At 71.1% G+C, this 19,100-nt stretch carries 16 protein-coding genes and 3 tRNA genes; 10 read left to right on the plus strand and 9 right to left on the minus strand.

What is annotated here, in order from left to right; translation table 11 throughout:
- Nucleotides 1-138: 138 nt before the first annotated feature.
- Nucleotides 139-1,479, minus strand: coding sequence for an ABC transporter substrate-binding protein (locus tag BXA10_RS07080; RefSeq protein ID WP_076468824.1), 1,341 nt, complete (start codon nucleotides 1,477-1,479; stop codon nucleotides 139-141).
- A gap of 166 nt (nucleotides 1,480-1,645) precedes the next feature.
- Between BXA10_RS07080 and BXA10_RS07085 the strand changes: the two genes are divergently transcribed.
- Together BXA10_RS07085 and BXA10_RS07090 are read left to right on the plus strand one after the other, a co-directional pair.
- A complete protein-coding gene (locus BXA10_RS07085; RefSeq protein WP_076468827.1) occupies nucleotides 1,646-2,035 on the plus strand; it encodes a hypothetical protein in 390 nt (129 codons plus the stop codon).
- Nucleotides 2,036-2,074: 39 nt separating this feature from the next.
- A complete protein-coding gene (locus BXA10_RS07090) occupies nucleotides 2,075-2,782 on the plus strand; it encodes a DUF2786 domain-containing protein (protein WP_076468830.1) in 708 nt (235 codons plus the stop codon).
- A gap of 53 nt (nucleotides 2,783-2,835) precedes the next feature.
- On the opposite strand, the gene BXA10_RS07095 is transcribed toward BXA10_RS07090, so the two are convergent.
- Nucleotides 2,836-3,360 (minus strand): SRPBCC family protein, encoded by a 525-nt coding sequence (locus BXA10_RS07095; protein ID WP_076468833.1) that lies wholly within the window; start codon nucleotides 3,358-3,360, stop codon nucleotides 2,836-2,838.
- A gap of 166 nt (nucleotides 3,361-3,526) precedes the next feature.
- Between BXA10_RS07095 and BXA10_RS07100 the strand changes: the two genes are divergently transcribed.
- Nucleotides 3,527-4,471, plus strand: coding sequence for a hypothetical protein (locus BXA10_RS07100; RefSeq protein WP_076468835.1), 945 nt, complete (start codon nucleotides 3,527-3,529; stop codon nucleotides 4,469-4,471).
- Nucleotides 4,472-5,219: 748 nt separating this feature from the next.
- Here the strand turns inward: BXA10_RS07100 and BXA10_RS07110 are convergent.
- The 7 genes from BXA10_RS07110 to crtI all read right to left on the minus strand — a co-directional run bounded on the left by BXA10_RS07110 (nucleotide 5,220) and on the right by crtI (nucleotide 9,750).
- A tRNA-Phe gene (locus tag BXA10_RS07110) sits at nucleotides 5,220-5,293 on the minus strand.
- Between the two features lie 103 nt (nucleotides 5,294-5,396).
- A tRNA-Asp gene (locus BXA10_RS07115) sits at nucleotides 5,397-5,470 on the minus strand.
- Nucleotides 5,471-5,500: 30 nt separating this feature from the next.
- Nucleotides 5,501-5,573: transfer RNA gene (locus BXA10_RS07120), tRNA-Glu, on the minus strand.
- Between the two features lie 153 nt (nucleotides 5,574-5,726).
- Complete coding sequence (locus BXA10_RS07125) at nucleotides 5,727-6,524, minus strand: polysaccharide deacetylase family protein (protein WP_076468841.1); 798 nt, start codon at nucleotides 6,522-6,524, stop codon at nucleotides 5,727-5,729.
- 77 nt (nucleotides 6,525-6,601) lie between these two features.
- Complete coding sequence (locus tag BXA10_RS07130) at nucleotides 6,602-7,546, minus strand: MerR family transcriptional regulator (RefSeq protein WP_076468844.1); 945 nt, start codon at nucleotides 7,544-7,546, stop codon at nucleotides 6,602-6,604.
- Entirely contained in the window at nucleotides 7,536-8,192 is a 657-nt protein-coding gene (gene idi / locus BXA10_RS07135; protein WP_076468846.1) for an isopentenyl-diphosphate Delta-isomerase, read from the minus strand. The genes BXA10_RS07130 and idi overlap by 11 nt, the downstream gene beginning before the upstream one ends.
- A 76-nt stretch (nucleotides 8,193-8,268) precedes the next feature.
- Nucleotides 8,269-9,750, minus strand: a complete 1,482-nt coding sequence (crtI, locus tag BXA10_RS07140) for a phytoene desaturase family protein (protein WP_076468849.1) — start codon at nucleotides 9,748-9,750, stop codon at nucleotides 8,269-8,271.
- Nucleotides 9,751-9,944: 194 nt separating this feature from the next.
- Here crtI and BXA10_RS07145 point away from each other — a divergent pair, with 194 nt between their 5' ends.
- The 7 genes from BXA10_RS07145 to BXA10_RS07175 all read left to right on the plus strand — a co-directional run bounded on the left by BXA10_RS07145 (nucleotide 9,945) and on the right by BXA10_RS07175 (nucleotide 19,003).
- Entirely contained in the window at nucleotides 9,945-10,916 is a 972-nt protein-coding gene (locus tag BXA10_RS07145; protein ID WP_076468851.1) for a phytoene/squalene synthase family protein, read from the plus strand.
- 73 nt (nucleotides 10,917-10,989) lie between these two features.
- Nucleotides 10,990-12,462: a dihydrolipoyl dehydrogenase family protein gene (locus tag BXA10_RS07150; RefSeq protein ID WP_076468853.1), complete on the plus strand. Its 1,473-nt coding sequence runs from the start codon at nucleotides 10,990-10,992 to the stop codon at nucleotides 12,460-12,462.
- A gap of 61 nt (nucleotides 12,463-12,523) precedes the next feature.
- Nucleotides 12,524-13,525, plus strand: a complete 1,002-nt coding sequence (locus BXA10_RS07155) for a LacI family DNA-binding transcriptional regulator (protein ID WP_076468855.1) — start codon at nucleotides 12,524-12,526, stop codon at nucleotides 13,523-13,525.
- Between the two features lie 362 nt (nucleotides 13,526-13,887).
- Nucleotides 13,888-15,267 (plus strand): ABC transporter substrate-binding protein, encoded by a 1,380-nt coding sequence (locus tag BXA10_RS07160; protein ID WP_076468858.1) that lies wholly within the window; start codon nucleotides 13,888-13,890, stop codon nucleotides 15,265-15,267.
- Between the two features lie 75 nt (nucleotides 15,268-15,342).
- Nucleotides 15,343-16,296 carry a carbohydrate ABC transporter permease gene (locus BXA10_RS07165; protein ID WP_076468861.1) on the plus strand — a complete coding sequence of 318 codons (954 nt, stop codon included), beginning with the start codon at nucleotides 15,343-15,345 and terminating at the stop codon, nucleotides 16,294-16,296.
- A 12-nt stretch (nucleotides 16,297-16,308) separates the two neighbouring features.
- Nucleotides 16,309-17,196, plus strand: a complete 888-nt coding sequence (locus BXA10_RS07170) for a carbohydrate ABC transporter permease (RefSeq protein WP_076468863.1) — start codon at nucleotides 16,309-16,311, stop codon at nucleotides 17,194-17,196.
- A 190-nt stretch (nucleotides 17,197-17,386) separates the two neighbouring features.
- Complete coding sequence (locus BXA10_RS07175; protein WP_175649136.1) at nucleotides 17,387-19,003, plus strand: glycoside hydrolase family 13 protein; 1,617 nt, start codon at nucleotides 17,387-17,389, stop codon at nucleotides 19,001-19,003.
- The last annotated feature ends 97 nt before the right edge of the window (nucleotides 19,004-19,100 follow it).

The following is a 19,100-nucleotide window of genomic DNA, read 5'->3' on the forward strand; positions in this document are numbered from 1 at the left end:
CGCCGCACCGCCGGCCGGCGGTCCAGCCGGCAGCCCGTTGCGCCGGTCACCTGGCCCGGCTCGTCGGCGGGCAGGATCGAAAGAGCGGCCGCACCGGTCTCCCGGTGCGGCCGCTCTTTCGTCGGTCCTGCGGTCTGCTCAGCTCCCCATCTCCACGCCGGCATCGGCCAGCGCCCGGATCACCTGGGCCGACTCGCCGAAGCCGATCACCAGCACGGCGTCGGCGCCGAAGTCCTTGACCTCCTTGGCCCCGGTGGTGAAGTCCACCGGCGGGGCGGACTCGCCCTCCTGCGGCTCGTAGGTCAGCAGCTTGATGCGGTCGCCGGCGATGCCGGCCTTCTCCAGCTCCGCCTTCACCACGGACTGGAGGCCCTCGCCGTACGAGTCCTTACGGGCGACGATCGCGATCCGCTGGGAGCCGTCCCGAAGGATCACGTCGGCCAGGGCGCGGCCCTGGAGGCTGTCCGGCGGAGCGGTGCGGAAGAAGAGGCCCTTGTCCTCGGCCGTGGTAAGGCCGTCGTCCGTGCTGGACGGGGAGAAGAGAACCTTGCCGGCCTGGACCGTCTCGGGCAGCACCGCCAGGGAGATACCCGAGCTGGCGGCACCGATGATGACGTCCGCGCCACCTTCGATCAGCTCCGCCACGGTCGCCTTCGCCTTCGTGGCGCTGGCGCCGTCGTCGCCCTCGAGCCAGGTCACCTTCTTGCCGAGCACACCACCCGCGGCGTTGATCTCCTTGATCGCCAGAGTCGCGCCGGCGGCCATCGGCGGATATGCCAGGGCCAGGTCACCGGTCTTGGGGAACAGCCCGGCGATGACCAGCGGAGCCCCGGGTACCGGGTTCTTGCCCTGCTTGCTCGCCTTCGGCGGGGCCTTGGTGCTCGCGGCCGACTCGTCCCCGGCCCCCACGAACTCGGTCTTGCCGTCGTTGAGCCGCTCACCGTCGAAGTGCAGGGTGGCGTAGCTCGTCGTGGCCGGTTCCCCGGCGTCGGTGAAGCCCGAACGGGTCACCGAGACACCGCGGTACTCGATGTCCCGCCCCGCCTGGGCCAGGCTCAGGCAGGCGGCCACGTTCTCGCACCGCTCGCCGCCATTGGTGACGCCGACGATCTGCTGGGCGATCTTGGTGGAGTCCGTGCTGCCCGCCAGCTGCGCGGCGAGCGCGCTGATCACGATCGCGTCGTACGTCTCCGCGGAGTAGAGGTAGTCGCCCAACTTCGGATCGACGGACTGTAGCCGACTCTTGAACTCTTCGGGCAAGGGCGTCGCCGGCGTGGTGCCCTTCATTCCGTTGACGAGGTCGGCGCGGTCCTTCAACTCCGCCGGGAAGGAGTTGAGCATGTTTCCGTCGGTCCCGTAGAGACGCGCCTGTTGGGCCGTCGTCTCCTCGGGCTTGTCACTCCCGCATGCGCTGGTGGCGAGCAGGATCGTGGCGCAGGCGGCCAGTGCGGCCGTCCGGGAGCCGCGCGATACGAGCATGGTCGTCCTTCCATCGGCGAAGGTCCGCTGCGCACATTAGCGTGCCGACGTCGGACGCGGGACCGTGGAGCCTGGTCATTCCGCAGGTCGCCCCCATTGGTCACGGAGAGTAGCAATCGATGAGGGTGCCTGGATCTCCTTGACCCGCCCGCCTACTGTGCCCTGCGTGACGGACCTGCCACAGCAGACGCTCGACGACGCGACCGCCGTGCTCCGCTCGGCGCTGGCCGGGGACGGTGATGCCGTGGTGGGCGCGTTCGACGACGTGGTCGACCGGTCCGGCCTGGCCGGGGCGTACGGGGTGGCCTGGTGCCTCGCGGCCACCATGGTGGGCGACCCCGGGCCGGCCGGTTCCTGCGCACTGGACTTCCCGGGCATCGACGAGGCCGGCTACGACACCCGCTGGGTGGCCCGCTTCGTCAGCGCGTACGCCAACCGCGACGCCGACACCGGTCAGGCGCTCTTCGGCGCGGCGGCCGCCGACGGCCTGCTGCCCGACTGCCTGCTGACCCTCGCCGGCTCGACGGTCGCCACACTGCGCAGCCGCGACCGGTGAGAAGGCGGCTCAGCAGCGGCGTGTGATAGCTCTGATGGCATGTCCGAGGCCATGCTGAGCAAGGTGCGCAAGTTGCTGGCCCAGGCCGAGGACCCGGCCTGCACCCCCGCCGAGTCGGCAGCGTTCATGTCGAAGGCGACCGAGTTGATCGCCCGCTACGGCGTGGACCGGGCCCTGCTCGCGGCCCGGGACCCGGCTAGCGACCCGGTCGGCGACCGCGTGGTCGAGGTGGCCGCGCCGTATGCCCGCGACAAGGCCGGCCTGCTCGCTGCGGTCGCCGATCCACTCCGCTGCCGCTGCGTACGCCGCCGGCACGGCAGCGGCTTCGAGATGCACCTGTTCGGCTTCGCCAGCGACCTGGAACGGGCCGAACTGCTCTACACCTCGCTGTTGGTGCAGGCCGCGCACGGGTTGGCCGGGACGCCCGTACCGCCCGGCGAACAACCCGGCACCTTCCGCCGTTCATGGCTGGCCGGGTTCGCCCAGGTGATCGGGGCACGGTTGCGGGCCGCCGAGACGGCGGCGGCGACCGGGTCGGGTGAGCCCGGCGTGGCGCTCGTCCTGGCCGACCGCTCCGACCGCGTGCAGCGGCGGCTCGCCGAGGTGTATCCACGGCTCCGTACCGCGCCGGCGCGGAGGCTGGCCGGCACCGGGTTCGCCTCGGGCGCCGACGCGGGGCGGCGGGCCGACCTGAGCAGCCCCGAGGTAGGTACGGGCCCGGGCCTCGATCGCCGCCTCGGCCGCTGATCGGCCGTACCGCCGGAACCGCACTCGGGTTCGCGGGCCGCGCGGAGGGGCGATCAGCCGAGGGGCGGGCGGTGGCCGTCGACCGTCGCGACGTAGCGGGAGAGCAGCTCGTGCCAGCCGGCGGTGAGCGCCTGCCGGTAGCCCTCGGCGGCCTCGCCGTGCCGGTCGAAGTGGCGGTGCTCCAGCTCCACCCGGGTCTGCCCCGGTGCCTCGGCGAGAAACAGCACCTCGACCTCGCTTGCCCGGGCCGGGTCCGGAACGGGTGAGCGGTCCGGCCCGATCTGCCAGGTGAAGACGAGTCGACGGGGTGGGTCCCAGATGAGCACCCGCCCCCAGTCGGCTCGGAAGCCGTACGGGCCGATCTCGTAGAGCATCCCGCCTGCTCGAGGTTCCATGCCCAGCTCGGACAGCGCCTCGGGACCGGACCAGGTGTATTCCCTGACCCACCAGTCGGTGAGCGCGCCGGCGAAGACCGCGAAGGCCCGTTCGGTCGGGGCGGAGATGACCAGGTCGCACCTCACTGAGAACTGGTCGACGTCCTGCCGGATGTCGGCCTGGTCCGCCATCTCCTGTCCCATAGGCCCGGACCATACCGGCTGATGCCCGCCTGTGCAGCCGGCCGTTGTCGCCCGGTTCCGGACAGGCGCGCCGGTTGCCGTACCAGGGATGGCAAGGGGGGAAGCGGGTAAGCGCGCCCGGTCGGGGCCGGGCGGACCGGGCCAGCCGAGCCGGGAGCGGGGCGGGATGAGCAGCGGGAGCGAGCGCGGGCAGGTGGGACAGGACCCGAAGCGGCCTGACCAGGATCAGCAGAGCCGCGCCGCTGGCGGGCAGCCGGAGAGCGGACCGGAGCGGCACGTACGGGAGAGGCGCTGGCCCGCTGAGGTCGAGCGAGGGCCGGGGCGGCACGGGGAGCCGGACGTCCTGCTGGACGTGCCGGAGTTGCGGGTCGGTGAGCTGCGCCTGGCCGTGGACGGCCTGGACGCCGACCTCTCCCTCCGGGCGCGGCTGGCGAACCTCCTCGTGCTGGACGCCGGTGTCCGGGTACGCCTGGACGCGGTTGAGCTCGACATCAACGACGTGCGAGCCGAAGTCCTGCTCAAGGTGCGGCTGGAGCGGCTCGTGCAGATCCTCGACCGGGCGCTCGACACTCTCGACCAGAACCCGCAGCTCATCGAGTCGATCAAGAACAGCGCGTACGCCGCGCTCGATGATGCCGGGCGGGCCGCGCAACAGGTGACCGGGCGCGCGGAACACCTCGACCGGGTGGTGGACCGGCTGGGACGGGACATCGGCTCGATCAGCGCCCGCGCCGAGTGGACCGGGGAGGGCACGGTCGCCAAGGAGGTGTCCGAGCCGTCGCAGGCCGAGCGCCCCGGAAAGCCACGTGGGCAGCAGCCGGGTGAGGGCGGTCGGCAGCCGCAGGGCCGACCGGCCGGCGGGGAGGCGCGCGGGCAGCAACCTGGCGGTGGCGAGCCGGGCGGGGAGCCAGGAGCAGGTAAGGCGGCCCGTGGGCCGGAGGGCGGCCGGGGTGGACCGGGCGAGGGTCAGGCGGATGGTGCCGGGCGGCCGGTACCGGGTCCGGGGGATCTCGCCGAGCAGGCCGGTGAGGCGCTGCGTCAGGTGGGCCGGAGCGTCTGGGACGCGATACGGGCCGGCATGGCCCAGCACGGACCCGAATCGAAGAGCTGAGGCCGCCAAGACCCATGCCGCCGAGGCCGCGTGTCTCGGCTTCCTTGAGGTCGGGGTGTCCGCCGGGCAGGAAGGCCCGACTTCAAGGAAGCCGAGTTGATCGAGGTGAACTGGGGATTCCAGCCCGCCGCAGCACCTGACCGCCACCCTTGGCAACCAACCAGTGGGCGGGGATGGCCGGACCATTTGCGGCCTCCGATCTAGTCACTTGGTCCGGCGGGGGTGCCGACAATGAGGAAGTGACAGCGCAGAGGTGCCGGAAGAGGAAACCGGTCGTGGCTCTTCGTCGTGCGCCGAAGAGGAAACGAGCCGGGAAGAGCGGTCCTGCTCCATGGCCACTGATGGCGGGGCTGCTTGTGGTGGTAGCGGCCGGATTCGAGGCGGTACGGCGCCTCAGACGCGCCAGGCGCACCAGACCCGGCGGGACCGGGGAGATGGGCGACGTCTTCCAGCCCAGCCCTGCCGTGGACGCTGCCCGGACCATCGGCTCTGACGAAACCACCCAGCGCTGGCCCCACGGAATGTGAAGCAGAGGCCGCCCGCGGCGGCGCGGCGCGGCTGAGGTTGCGTCATCGTGCGGGCCGAGGCGAGCACCTGGCGGTCCGTGGAACGTGCGTCCTGTGGCGGTGATCACGGGCCGGGAGCGGCAATCACGGGCAAGGGCGACTGCTACGGCAGAGGCGCCAAAAGCAAGATCCCCACCGCGTTTCCGCTGGTGGGGATCTCTGTAGCCCGGCGAAAGGCTATGTGGCCAGGGGCGGGGTCGAACCGCCGACCTTCCGATTTTCAGTCGGACGCTCGTACCAACTGAGCTACCTGGCCGGGTTGCTCGGACCATGCTACCCGGAGGGCGGTTCGACCGCCGGAAGGGCACCCCGATCCGATACACAGAACGCCGCGCAAATTTCGCGCGGCGTTAGCGCTGCGGTCCTGACGGGACTTGAACCCGCGACCTCCGCCTTGACAGGGCGGCGAGCACTCCAACTGCTCCACAGGACCTAGCTTTGTTGCACCGGCTTGCGCCGGCAGTGCCCCCAACGGGATTCGAACCCGTGCTACCGCCTTGAAAGGGCGGCGTCCTAGGCCGCTAGACGATGAGGGCGGCCCCGCCATCATTGCACATTCGCAAGGTCAAGCGGACTTGCTCCCATCCGGCCCCGCCGGAGGCTTGGAAAGCATACGTGATGCCGGGGCGCTCGACCAAACCGGTATGGGTCGATCTCTGGTGACCCGAGAAACCGCAGGTCAGACGGCCTTAGCTGAGCCGAGTCACGCCGTAGTGCCGCTTCAGCTCCCCGATCAGGCCGCTGCAGGCGGCGGTTGTGGCGGCCCGATCTCCGCCCCCGTCGTGCAGCAGGACGATGGAGCCGGGGCGGACGGCGGCCAGCACGCGCTTGCTGATCGTCTTCGCCGGCGGTTTCCGCCAGTCCTGTGGGTCGACGCTCCAGTGCAGCGGGCTCATGCCCAACTGCTTGGCCACCGCGACGACTTCGGGTGTCCAGACCCCGCCGGGCTGTCGGTAAAAGCTGATCTTGGCTTTCGGGACGGCCGCCCGGATCGCCTTGTTCGTACGCTCCAGGTCGGCCCGGATCTCGGCCACCGTCCGCCGGCCGAGGTCGAGGTCGTGTCGCCAGCTGTGGTTGCAGAGCTGGTGCCCCTCCCGGACGATCCGGCGGACCAGCTCCGGGTGGCGCCTCACCTCACTCCCCACCAGGCAGAAGGTGGCGGTCACCTTGGCTGACCGCAGCTGGTCGAGGATCTTCGGCGTCCACGCCGGGCTGGGGCCGTCGTCGAAGGTCAGCGCGACCGGACGTACGCCGGTGGTGCGGCGCAGGCCGGCCGGCATCTTCGTGGGCCGGGGCCGCAGCGGGGGTCTGGTGGGGCTGGTCCGGGTCGGCTTCGGCGACACGGTCGGCTTCGGGCTCGGGGACGGTGGCGTGGTCGCGGTGCTCGGGGTGGGGCCGTCGGCGGCTGTCCGGCGGTCCGTGTCGGCGCAGCCGCCGAGGACCAGGACCAGGCCCAGGGCGCACGCGAGCACGGCTCGGGCGTTCATCTGTTCGCTCCCGCAAGGGGTCGGGGTATGCGGACCACCCGACGCTAGTGGACATCCCCCGCAGGCGACACCGGCGGTCAGCGCCCGGGTGACTGCTGCAACGCGTCCTGCACCGCCCCGACCAGGGCGACCGCCTCGGCGAGCTGGCTGGGGCGTAGCACCCCGGGGGGCAGGGTCGCGGCCGCCCAGCCCGGGCCGGCGGCGAGCACCAGCAGCGGCCGGCGGGGCGCGGCGAGCAGCGCCCCGAGCTGGCCCGGGTCGGCGGTGGCCGGGGTGTGCGACCAGAGGACCACCGCGGCCGGACCCGTCCGGTCGACCGCCTCCAACAGGGCCGGTATCGGTACCCGGGCCCCGAGCATCCGATAGCCCACCCCGGCTTCGGCGAGCGCGGCGGCGAGAGCCTCCAGCGGCAGCGAATGCTGCTCCTCGTCGGCGCAGGAGAGCAGGACCCGCTGGGGCCCGCCCGGCGGGGTGGTGCGGGCGACGGCGGCGAACGCCTCGGAGATGCAGCGGGACAGCACGTGCTCCACGTCGACCAGGGCGGAGGTGGCGGCGTGCCGGTCGCCGATCCCGGTGAGTACCGGCCGGAGCAGCCGGTCCCAGGTGGCGACCACGCCGTGTTCGGTGAGGGCGCGGGCGATCGTGTCCCCGATGGCGACGGAGTCCAGCCGCATGGCTGCGCGGGCGAGCCCCCGGGCGGCCGGTCCGGCGCGACCCACCGGGATGGTCTGGCCGCCACCGTCGCGAGCGGCGCCCGGGCGGGCTCGGGACGCCTCCCCGGCGCGTACCGACTCGGGCGCCTGCCGTGCCCAGCGGGCCGCCTCGGCGGGACTGACCCCGTCGGCGGTGAGCCGCCGCATGACCTCGAGCCGGGCCAGATCGGTGGCGGTGTAACGGCGGTGCTGGCCGGGCGTGTGCTGGCTGGGCCCTAGCCCGTACCGCTGATGCCAGGTGCGCAGCGTGGTCACCGCGACGCCGAGCCTGCGGGCCACCGCCCCCGCGCTCAGCGCCTCAACGGCCACCCGACCGCTCCGGCACCTCATCGCTCGGTGCGCCCGATCCGAACGTGGCGGCGTCCAGCCCGGCCGCAACGCCTGCGGCGCCGGCGGACGGGGTCACGGGAGAGCCCGGCACGGTGGGCCGCAGCAGCCGGTTCACGACGCCGCCGAGCCAGGGGGCGTACGACCGAGGGTCGGCGGCGAGATCGACCTCCAGCGCGGCCGGCTCCACCCAGCGCAACTCGGCGACCTCCGCGGGGTCGGGCGCGAGCGGCGCGCCGGGACGGAACTCGCCCCGGAGGACGTGGTCGTACTCGAACTCGACCCGGCCGGTAATCGGATCCTCGGCCTGGTAGAGGTGGACCCCGACCTCGGTCAGCTCGACCGGGCCGGCCCCCAGTTCCTCGTGGAGCCGCCGGTTCGCGGCGTCGGTGAGCGACTCGCCGGGCAACGGGTGGCCGCAGCACGAGTTGGCCCAGCGCAGCGGGAAGCGGGTCTTGACGGCGGCGCGGCGCTGGAGCAGCACCAGGCCGTCCGGTGCCACGAGCACGACGGAGAAGGCCCGGTGCAGGCGGCCCGGCGGCTGGTGGGCGGCCGCGACGGTCATCTCGCCGTGGGCCTGCCCGGCTTCGTCGACCAGTTCGACGAGGTGCGCCTCACGTTCGCTCATGCCGGCACCTCCCTGCGGTCGGCGCCGTCCTGAGGCTCGGACGCGCTGTGCCTGACGATTCGCTCACTGCGTTCGCTCATTGGATGCCTCCAGTGACACGGCCGGCGGCGAGCTTGCCGGAGATCAGCACCATCGGCACCCCGACGCCGGGCTGGGTGCCCGAGCCGACGAAGACCACGTTGGGGAGCGTCCGGTGGAGGTTGCCGGGGCGGAACGGTCCGGTCTGGAGGAAGCTGTGCGCTGCGGCGAAGGGGGTTCCGGCAGCCATTCCCTGGTCGGCCCACTCGGCGGGGGTCACCGTACGCAGCACCTCGATGCCCGAGCCGAACCCGACGTAGCCGCGCTCCTCCAGCGTGCCGATGAGCTGGTCGGCGTAGCGGCCGGCCAGGCCTCCCCGCCAGTCGAGCGGGGCCCGCTCCAGGTTGGGTACCGGGGCGAGGACGTAGTAGGTGTGCCGGCCCGGGGGCGCCACCGAAGGGTCGGTGCGGCTCGGATTGGTGACCAGCAGGGACGGGTCGGACATCAGCTCACCCCGGCGGATGACCTCATCGAAGGTGCCCCTCCAGGATCGTCCGAAGTGAATGTTGTGGTGGGCGATCCTTCCATATCCCTGGCTCGATCCGACGTGCAACACGACGCAGGACGGCGAGTAGCTGAGCCGGCGCCGGGGGCCGGGCGGCAGGAGGTCGCGGTAGGCGACCGGTAGGTCCGGATTGAGCACGACCACGTCGGCCGGGATCAGCTCGCCGTCGGCGGTCAGCACCCCGGTGGCCCGGCCGTGCGCCGTCTCCACCCGGGTCACCGTGGTGTCGTAGCGGATCTGCACGCCGTGCTTCTCGGCCGCGCCGGCCATCGCGCGGGAGACGCTGTGCATGCCGCCGCGGGGAAACCACACCCCGGCCACCGAGTCCAGGTACGCGATGACCGCGTAGATGGCCAGGGCGTCGTGCGGGGCGAGGCCGGCGTACATGGCCTGGAAGGAGAAGATGCGCTGGGTGCGCGGGTCGCGGAAGAACTGACCGATCTTGGTGTGCAGCCGGCGGAAGGCGCCGCCGGCCAGCAGCCGCAGCAGGTTGCCGGTGAGCAGGTCGGCCGGGCTGTCCAGATTGCGCTCGATGAAGTCGGCCCGTTCGAGTTGCCAGAGGCGCCGGGCGTAGTCCACGAAGCGCAGGTAGCCGTCGGCCTCGCGGGGGCCGCAGACGCGGGAGATCTCGGCGGCCATCCGGGTGGTGTCGGTGATGACGTCGAGGGTCGAGCCGTCCGGGTAGTACGCCCGGTAGGCCGGGTCGAGCGGGGTCAGGTCCAGCCAGTCGCCGAGTTCCTCGCCGACCGCGCCGAGCGCCTCGGCGATCAGCTCCGGCATGGTGAAGACCGTGGGACCGGTGTCGAACTCGTAGCCGTCGACACCGAGCCGGCCCGCCCGGCCGCCGGGCACCGGTTCGCGTTCGAGCACGGTCACCTGCCGGCCGCTCCCAGCCAGGTGCAGCGCGCACGCCAGGCCACCGAGACCGGCGCCGACCACCACCACCCGATCCGTACGTCCGTCCACCGTCCGCATGCCACCACCTCTTCGCGCGAGACCGCCCATCATGCCTGCCGATCGGTGGTGGCGACGGGATCTGCGGGTACATCACGGTGCATCCCCGCTCCGGGGGTGGTGTCCGTCCTGTCCGCATCCTTGGCCATGCGGCCGAGCGTACCCTAGAGTAACGAGTTGCGTCGATTAGTGCGTCGATTACTGGAGGAGGGCCGGTGGACACGGAACTCGCAGCCGCCTACGACCGATGTCGTGAGCTGCACAGACGCCACGGCCGCACCTACTATCTCGCCACCCGCCTGCTCCCCGCGTGGAAACGCCGACACGTTCACGCGCTCTACGGCTTCACCCGGTACGCCGACGAGATCGTCGACCGGACCGACGGACTCTCCGCGGCCGAGCGGGCCAGCCGGCTCGACGACTGGGCGGGCCGCTTCCTCGCCGGCCTGCACGGCGAACAGGTCGACGACCCGCTGCTCCCCGCCGTACTGCACACCATCGCCGTGTTCGACCTCGACCGGAACGACTTCGCCGCGTTCCTCAAGAGCATGGCGATGGATCTGACCGTCAGCTCGTACCCGAGCTATCAGCACCTGCTCGACTACATGGAGGGTTCGGCCGCGGCCATCGGCACGATGATGCTGCCGATCCTCGGCAGCTCCGACCCGGTCGCGGCCCGCGAGCCGGCCCGGCAGCTCGGTTTCGCCTTCCAGCTCACCAACTTCATCCGGGACGTGGGCGAGGACCTGGCTCGGGGGCGGACCTACCTGCCCGACGAGGACCTGGACCGGTTCGGGGTGACCCGGCACGAGCTGGCCGAGGCGTCCGCGCGGGGGCGGGTCACCCCGGCGATCCGGGCGCTCGTCGCCTTCGAGGTGACCCGGGCGCAGGCGCACTACGCCGCGGCGGCACCCGGGATCACTCTGCTCGCGCCGGCCTCGCAGGCCTGCATGCGCACCGCGTACGCCCTCTACGGCGGGATTCTCGACGAGGTCGCCGCGCAGGACTACGACGTCTTCGCCCGGCGGGCGGTGGTACCCGGGCGGCGACGCCTCAGCGTGGCCGCCCGTTCCCTGCTCGCGCCGACCGGCACGCCGGTGGTCGTCCCCGGGCCGCCCACTCGCCCCGCCCTCGACCGCGTTGATCATGAAGTTATTGCGGCGCCACGCCGAACCGATCGGCAATAACTTCATGATCAACCGGGGGTAGCGGTCACCCCGGCGGTTGCGGCCGATCCGGCTGGGGGATGCTGGGTCCGTGGTGGAGTCGGAGCAGGTGGACGTGATCGTGGTGGGCCTCGGCGTCGGCGGCGAGGAGGTGGCCGGGCGACTCGCCGAGGCCGGCCTGAGCGTCGTCGGCATCGAGCGGGACCTGGTCGGCGGCGAGTGCCCGTACTGGGGCTGCATCCCGAGCAAGATGATGATCCGGGCGGCGAACGCCCTCGCCGAGGCCCGTCGGATCGACGGGCTGGCCGGCAGCGCCGAGGTGCGACCGGACTGGGCGCCCGTGGCGAAGCGGATCCGCGAGGAGGCGACCGACACCTGGAACGACCGGGCCGCGGTCGAGCGGTTCGTCGGCCGGGGCGGTCGGTTCGTGCGGGGCAGCGGTCGGTTGGACGGTCCGGGCCGGGTACGGGTCGGCGACCAGGTCTTCGAGTCCCGGTACGGCGTCGTGCTCGGCACCGGCACCCGCCCATCGGTGCCGCCCGTCGAGGGACTGGCCGGAACGCCGTACTGGACGAACCACCAGGCCATCGAGGTGGAGGAGCTGCCCGAATCGCTGCTGGTGCTCGGCGGCGGGGCGATCGGGCTGGAGCTGTCACAGGTCTTCGCCCGGTTCGGCGTACGGGTCACCATCGTCGAAGCGTTGGATCGGGTGCTCGCCGTCGAGGAGCCGGAGTCGTCGGAGGTGGCCGCGTCCGCGCTGCGCGCGGACGGAGTCGAGATCCACACCGGCGTACGGGCCGAGCGGGTCGACCACGACGGTGAGCGGTTCACCCTCCGCGCTCAGGGCGGGGCCGAGTTCACCGCGGAACGGCTGCTGGTGGTCACCGGCCGCCGGGCACACCTGGACGAGCTGGGGCTGGACAGCGTGGGGGTGGACGCCGACCAGCGCTACCTGCCGGTCGACGACCGGATGCGGGTCACCGACGGAATCTGGGCGGTCGGCGACCTGACGGGCGAGGGCGCGTTCACGCACATCGCGATGTACCAGGCGGCGATCGTGATCGCGGACGTGCTCGACCGTGCCCGGCACAGCCGGCCCGGCGCCGACCCCAGTGGCACGGCGAGCGTGGTCGGCGGTGCGATGGGTTCGGCCAGCGCGCTCGGCGCCAGTGGGTCGAGCGGAACGGCCGGCACCGTTCCCCGAGCCGACTACCGGGCGTTGCCCCGGGTCACGTTCACCGATCCGGAGGTCGGCGCGGTCGGCCTCACCGAGGAGCAGGCCCGCTCCCGGGGCATCAACGTCCAGGTCGGTTTCAGCAAGCTCAGCGACTCGACCCGGGGCTGGATCCATCGGGTCGGCGACGAGGGCTTCATCAAGCTGATCGCGGACGCCGACCAGGGCGTACTGATCGGGGCGACCTCGGCCGGTCCGGCCGGTGGCGAGGTGCTCTCCGGGCTGGTCGTCGCCGTGCACGCGGCGGTGCCGCTCAGCCAGCTGCGGCACATGATCTATGCGTACCCGACGTTCCATCGGGCGATCGAGGCCGCGCTGCACGAGCTGCGCTGATCTGACGCGAGACGGCACCGTGCTGTTCATTTCTTGCAATGGTCTGGCATAGGATTACGCCGTGACGAAACGGTTGACCGAGGTGGCCCGGAAGGCTGGCGTCAGCGAGGCCACCGTGAGTCGGGTGCTCAACGGGCGTGGTGGCGTCTCCGAGACGACGCGTACGGCGGTGCTCACCGCGCTCGACGTGCTCGGCTACGAGCGGCCGACCAAGCTGCGCGGTGAGCGCGCCCGGCTGGTGGGGCTGGTCCTTCCCGAGCTGCAGAACCCGATCTTTCCAGCGCTCGCCGAGGTGGTCACCGGGTCGCTGGCGCAGCGCGGATTCACCCCCGCGCTCTGCGCCCGCACCATCGGCGGCGTCTCGGAGGCGGACTACGTCGAGATGCTCCTGGACCACCAGGTCTCCGGCGTGATCTTCGCGGGTGGCTCGTACGCCCTGGCCGACGCGCCACACGACCATTACCGCCGGTTGACCGACCGGGGGCTCCCCGTGGTTCTCGTGAACGCCGGTGTGGACGAACTGGGCTTCCCCCGGGTTTCCACCGACGACGCGGTCGCCGTGGAGCAGGCGTACGGGCATCTGCGCTCGCTCGGGCACGAGCGGATCGGCATGGTGCTCGGGCCGGAGGGGCACGTCCCGTCCCGGCGCAAGCTCGCCGCGGTCGCGCGGATCGCCGGCTGGGCCGACCCGACCGAGTGGGTCGAACGGTCCAGCTTCTCCATGGAGGGCGCCCGGGTGGCCGCGAGCAAGCTGGTCGACCGCGGGGTGACCGGGGTGATCTGTGCCAGCGACGTGCTGGCCCTCGGCGCGATCCGGGCGGTGCGTCGGCTGGGCCGTTCGGTGCCCGGCGACGTGTCGGTGGTGGGCTTCGACGATTCGGCGTTCATGACCTGCACCGACCCGCCGCTCACCACCGTCCGGCAGCCGATCGAGACGATGGGGCAGGCCGCGGTGGACCTGCTGGTCACCCAGATCGAGGGCGCCGGCGTGCTGCACGACGAGCTGCTGTTCGAGCCTGAACTGGTGGTGCGCGGCTCCACCGCTCCGGCCCCCGGCCGCTGAACGGAGCCCTCGCCCCGAGCCCCCGCCCCGGCTGCTGAACGACGTCAAGGCCGCCGGCCGCTGATCGCGGTCGGCGGCCTCTTCGTGCCTACCCAAAGGCGGCAAAGCCCCGGACTTCGACCAGCTTTCAAGACACTGTCATGATCTCTCGTAATCAAGTCGCGTCCTTTCATCGTGGAATCCATACCTTGCCGCTGTGAGTCCACCTCGTTACAGTGACTTCACTCACACCTGACCTCGGCGCACCTACCCGGGGGCGGGTCGCATCGCGCATGCAGATCAATGGCAGGGCATCGCCGCGGTGGCGATCACCGCAGCTCAGCGAAGGTCATGGAGACACCCGTTCCCGAAGGGATGGACAGATGTCCGTACCGCAGTACCGGAAGGCTGCGGCGTTAGCGCTCGTGGCCGGCCTGGGAATCAGCCTCACGGCTTGCTCCACGAAGAGTGACGACACGTCGAACGACGCAGGCGGCAAGGTCACCATCACCGTCGACTGCCAGCCGGTCGGCGCTCAGAAGGAGCTGTTGCAGAACTGGAACGACGACGTCGCCGAGTTCCAGCGGCAGAACCCCGACATCATCATCAAGAGCGTGAGCGTCGGCGAGCAGTGCAACAACCCGCCGGACTTCACCGCCCGGCTGTCCGGCGGCACCGTCACCGACGTGTTCTACGGATACATGACCGACCTCCAGCAGGTGCTCGACTCCGGTCAGGCGATGGACATCACCGAGTTCGCCAACAAGGACACGATCTCCACCTGGGACAGTGTCGACCCGGCGCTCAAGGAGGTCTTCACCGACGGCGGCAAGCTCTACGCCGTCCCGGTGAAGAACTACTCGATGGGTCTGGTCTACAACAAGGTCCTGTTCCAGCGGGCGGGGCTCGACGTGAACAACCCGCCGAAGACGTGGCCCGAGGTCCGCGAGGCGGCCAAGAAGATCGCCGCGCTCGGTGACGGCATCGCCGGCTACGCGGAGTACAGCGCCGGCAACACGGGCGGTTGGCACTTCACCTCCCTGCTCTACTCGCAGGGCGGCCAGGTGCTCACCGAGGACGGCAAGAAGGCCGACTTCAACAACCCGATGGGCAAGCAGGTCCTGCAGAACCTGAAGGACATGCGGTACGGCGACAACAGCATGGGCAGCCGCCAGCTGCTCCAGTGGGGTGACCTGCTGACCAACGCCGCCGCGGGCAAGGTCGGCATGTTCATCGGCGCGCCCGACACCACCCAGGCGATCGTCAGCCAGTTCCAGGGCAAGTTCCAGGACTGGGCGATGGGCCCGCTGCCCGGCCAGGACGGCCCCGCGAAGGGGACGCTCGGCGGTGGCGAGGGCTACTTCTTCAAGAAGGGCCTCACCCCGGAGCAGGTCAAGGCCGGGCTGAAGTGGATCGCGTACCAGAAGCTGACGCCGGGCAAGGGTCAGTTCGACTACGTCCGGGCCAAGCCGCAGAACTATCCGGTGGGGCTGCCGCAGCCGCTGCTCTTCGCCAACGGCAGCGAGGCGCAGAAGCAGGAGTTCGAGCTGCGCAAGGCGAACGCGAACGTCGACACGGCGAACTTCGCGCTCTTCGAGGCGAACCCGATTCCGATCAAGGGTGAGCCGCGCAACGCGCAGGCGATCTACGCGGTGCTCGACGCGGCGATGTCCGGGGTGCTCACGAACCCGAACGCCAACCTCGACGCGCTGCTGAAGACGGCCGAGCAGAAGGTCGATCAGCTCCTCGCCGCGGAGGGCTGATCCGGGTGGGGGCCGGCGCGCCGGCCCCCACGCCACCTTGCCGTACGTCCGGTCACCGACTCACCAGGAGTTGCCTTGGCGATCACCACCGTCCCGGGTACCACCAGACCGGGTCGCCCCTCATCGCCGTACGCGGAACGGCCACGGCGTACGAGCCTGGGCCGCAAGGTACGCGACAACCTCACCGGGCACGCGTTCCTGATCGGTGCGGTCCTCTGCTTCGCCCTCTTCTCCTGGTATCCGATGATCCGCGGCGTCGTGATGAGCTTCCAGCGCACTCGGCGCGGTGTCACCACCTGGGTGGGCTGGGACAACTACACCCGCATCATCGACGACCCCAGCTTCTGGACCGCCTGGAAGAACACCTTCTACTTCACCGTCCTCGCGCTGGTCCTCGGGTACGCGGTGCCGTTCTTCGTGGCGATCCTGCTCAACGAGCTGCGCCACGCCAAGGGGTACCTGCGGGTCCTGGTCTACCTGCCGGTGATGCTGCCGCCGGCCTCGGCGCTCTTCCTCTTCAAGTTCTACGCGTACGACCCCAGCGAGGCGGGACTCTTCAACGCGATTCTCAAGGCCCTGCACCTGCCCACCTCCCAGTGGATGCAGTCCCCGGGGATGACGATGCCGGCGATGGTGATCGCCTCGACCTGGATGAACATGGGCGGCGCCGTACTCATCTATCTGGCGGCGTTGCAGAACATCCCCGGCGAGCTCTACGAGGCGGCCGAACTCGACGGCGCCGGGATCTGGCGCCGGATCTGGAACGTGACCATCCCGCAGACCCGGCTGATCCTCGCCCTCATGGCGATGATGCAGATCGTCGCCACGATGCAACTCTTCATCGAACCGCTGATCCTCGCCAACGGCGCGGGGGCGGAGGACTCGGCGACCTCGGTCGCGTACCTCATCTACCAGCACGGGTTCTTCCAGAACGATCTCAACGGCGCCGCGGCGCTCGGCGTGATCATGCTCGTGGTGCTCGCCGGTTTCTCCGCGGTCTACCTGCGGCTGACGGCGAAACAGGACTAGGACGGACGAGAAATGGCACACGACTCCGGCACCCGGACCCTCATCTCGCACGCCCAGCTTCGGCGCGGGCGCGGCAAGGCGATCTACTGGACGCTGGTCGCCGTCGTGGTCGTGGGCTTCACGCTCGTCTTCCTCGGGCCGCTCTACTGGATGGTCACCGGGGCGCTCAAGTCCGGCCAGGAGATCGCACAGACCCCGCCGTCGCTCTTCCCCCAGGACCCGCAGTGGCAGAACTACGCCGACGCGTGGAACAACCTGGCTCTCGCCAAGCTGCTCTTCAACACGTTCTACTACGCGGCCGGCGCGGTGCTGTTCCAGCTCGTCCTCGACACCGCCGCCGCGTACGCGATGTCGAAGCTCCGCCCGATCTTCGGCAACGCGATCCTCGCCATGATGCTGGCGACGCTGATGATCCCGGCGATGGTCCTCATCGTCCCGCAGTACGTGACGGTGATCGACCTGCCGATCCTGCACATCAACCTGCTCGACTCGCCGTTCGCGATCTGGCTGCCCCTGGTCGCGAACGCGTTCAACATCTTCCTCCTCAAACGGTTCTTCGACTCGATCCCGGAGGACCTGATGGCGGCCGCCCTCATCGACGGGGCGACGGCGCTGCGCACGCTCTGGTCGGTCGTCCTGCCGATGTCGCGTCCCATCCTCGGGGTGGTGTCGATCTTCGCCGTGACCGCGGTGTGGAAGGACTTCCTCTGGCCGAAGCTGGTGATGCCGTCGCCCGAGACGCGCACGGTCAGCGTCGGCATCTACGCCTTCGCGGGTGGTACGCCGATGAACGTGGTGATCGCCGCATCGGTCATCGCCGCGATCCCGACCGTGATCATCTTTTTGATCTTCCAGCGCAACATTATGTCCGGTCTGACCACGGGGAGCCTCAAGGGTTAGCTCTCGATCCCCGGGGTGCTGCGCGTCCTCGGGTGCGGCCGACGAGGCCGGACGCACCGGCGCGACCCCTCCCGCGGCGAACAACGATCGTTCGCCCGGTACAGAACTAGGTCCGGCGAACCCGCCGACGTAACGCAGAAAGCAGGTGCTCGTGTCCACAGCAGACGGTAGTCCGTGGTGGCGTGGAGCGGTGATCTACCAGGTTTACCCGCGTAGCTTCGCCGACGGCAACGGCGACGGGATCGGCGACATCGCCGGGATCAGGTCCCGGCTCAACTACCTGTCCACGCTCGGCGTCGACGCGATCTGGTTCAGCCCCTGGTATCCCTCGCCGATGGCCGACGCCGGCTACGACGTGGCCGACTACCGCGACATCGACCCGGTGTTCGGCACGCTGGCGGAGGCGGAGGCGCTGATCGCGGAGGCACATGCGCTCGGTATCAGGACGATCGTCGACGTCGTGCCGAACCACTGCTCCGACGCACACCCCTGGTTCCAGGCGGCACTCGCCGGCGGACCGGACGCGCCCGAGCGGGATCTGTTCTGGTTCCGTCCCGGCCGGGGCCCGAACGGCGATCAGCGGCCCACCGACTGGGTCGGCGAGTTCGGCGGCGAGACGTGGACCCGCACCACCGATCCGGACGGCACCCCCGGCGACTGGTACCTGCACCTGTTCACCGCCGAACAGCCCGACTTCAACTGGGACCACCCGAGGGTGCGCGCGGAGTTCGAGGACATCCTGCGGTTCTGGTTCGACCGGGGAGTGGACGGTATCCGGATCGACTCGGCCGGGTTGCTGGTCAAGGACGGCTCGCTGCCGGAGACGCTGCCCGGGCGGCCGCACCCGTTCCGCGACCTCGACGGCGTGCACGAGATCTACCGCGCCTGGCGGCGGGTCGCCGACTCCTACCCCGGCGACCGGGCGCTGATCGGCGAGGTGTGGATGCCGGACCGGCAGCGGTTCGCCAACTACCTGCGCCCGGACGAGCTGCACGCGGCGTTCAACTTCGACTTCCTCGGCTGCGCCTGGGACGCCGCCGCGTTGCGCGAGAGCATCGACGGGACGCTGAGCGCCCACGCGCCGGTCGGCGCGCCGGCCACCTGGGTCCTCTCCAATCACGACGTGACCCGGCACGTCACCCGCTACGGCCGGGCCGACACCACGTTCAGCTTCGCCGCGAAGCGCGAAGGGATCCCCACCGACCTGGAGCTGGGCACCCGGCGGGCCCGGGCCGCAGCGCTGCTGTCGCTGTCGCTGCCCGGTGCGGCCTACGTCTACCAGGGCGAGGAGCTGGGCCTCTGGGAGGTCGAGGACATTCCGCGTGAGCTGCGGCAGGACCCGATGCACTTCCGCTCGGGTGGTGTCGACCCGGGCCGTGACGGGTGCCGCGTCCCGCTGCCCTGGTCCGGCGAGACGCCGCCGTTCGACTTCAGCCCGGACGAGGCGACGGGGACGCCGTGGCTTCCCCAACCGGCCGACTGGAAGGACCGGACGGCGCAGGCGCAGGCCGGCGACGAGCGATCGATGCTGGAGTTGTACCGGCGGGCGATCGCCATCCGCCGGGCCGACCCCGCGCTCGGCGACGGCGCGATGACCTGGCTGCCCGCTCCGGAGGGGGTGCTCGCCTACCACCGCTCACCCGGCTTCACCTGCCTGGTCAACATCTCCGCCGGGGCGGTGCCCCTGCCGCCGCACACCGAGCGGCTGCTCGCCAGCGGCCCGCTCGACGACGACCTGCTGCCGCCGGACACCGCCGTCTGGCTGCGCACCGCCGAACCGATTCCCGCCGGTTCCGACCCGGCCTGATCCCGCCGTGCCGGCGGCTCCGTCCCGCCGCCGGCACCGCACCCGCACCACCCGGCGGTGCCCTCCCACCGCCGGCTTTCCGCCAGCCCGCCGGCCC

Source organism: Micromonospora avicenniae (genome assembly GCF_900156065.1).
Lineage (GTDB): Bacteria > Actinomycetota > Actinomycetes > Mycobacteriales > Micromonosporaceae > Micromonospora > Micromonospora avicenniae.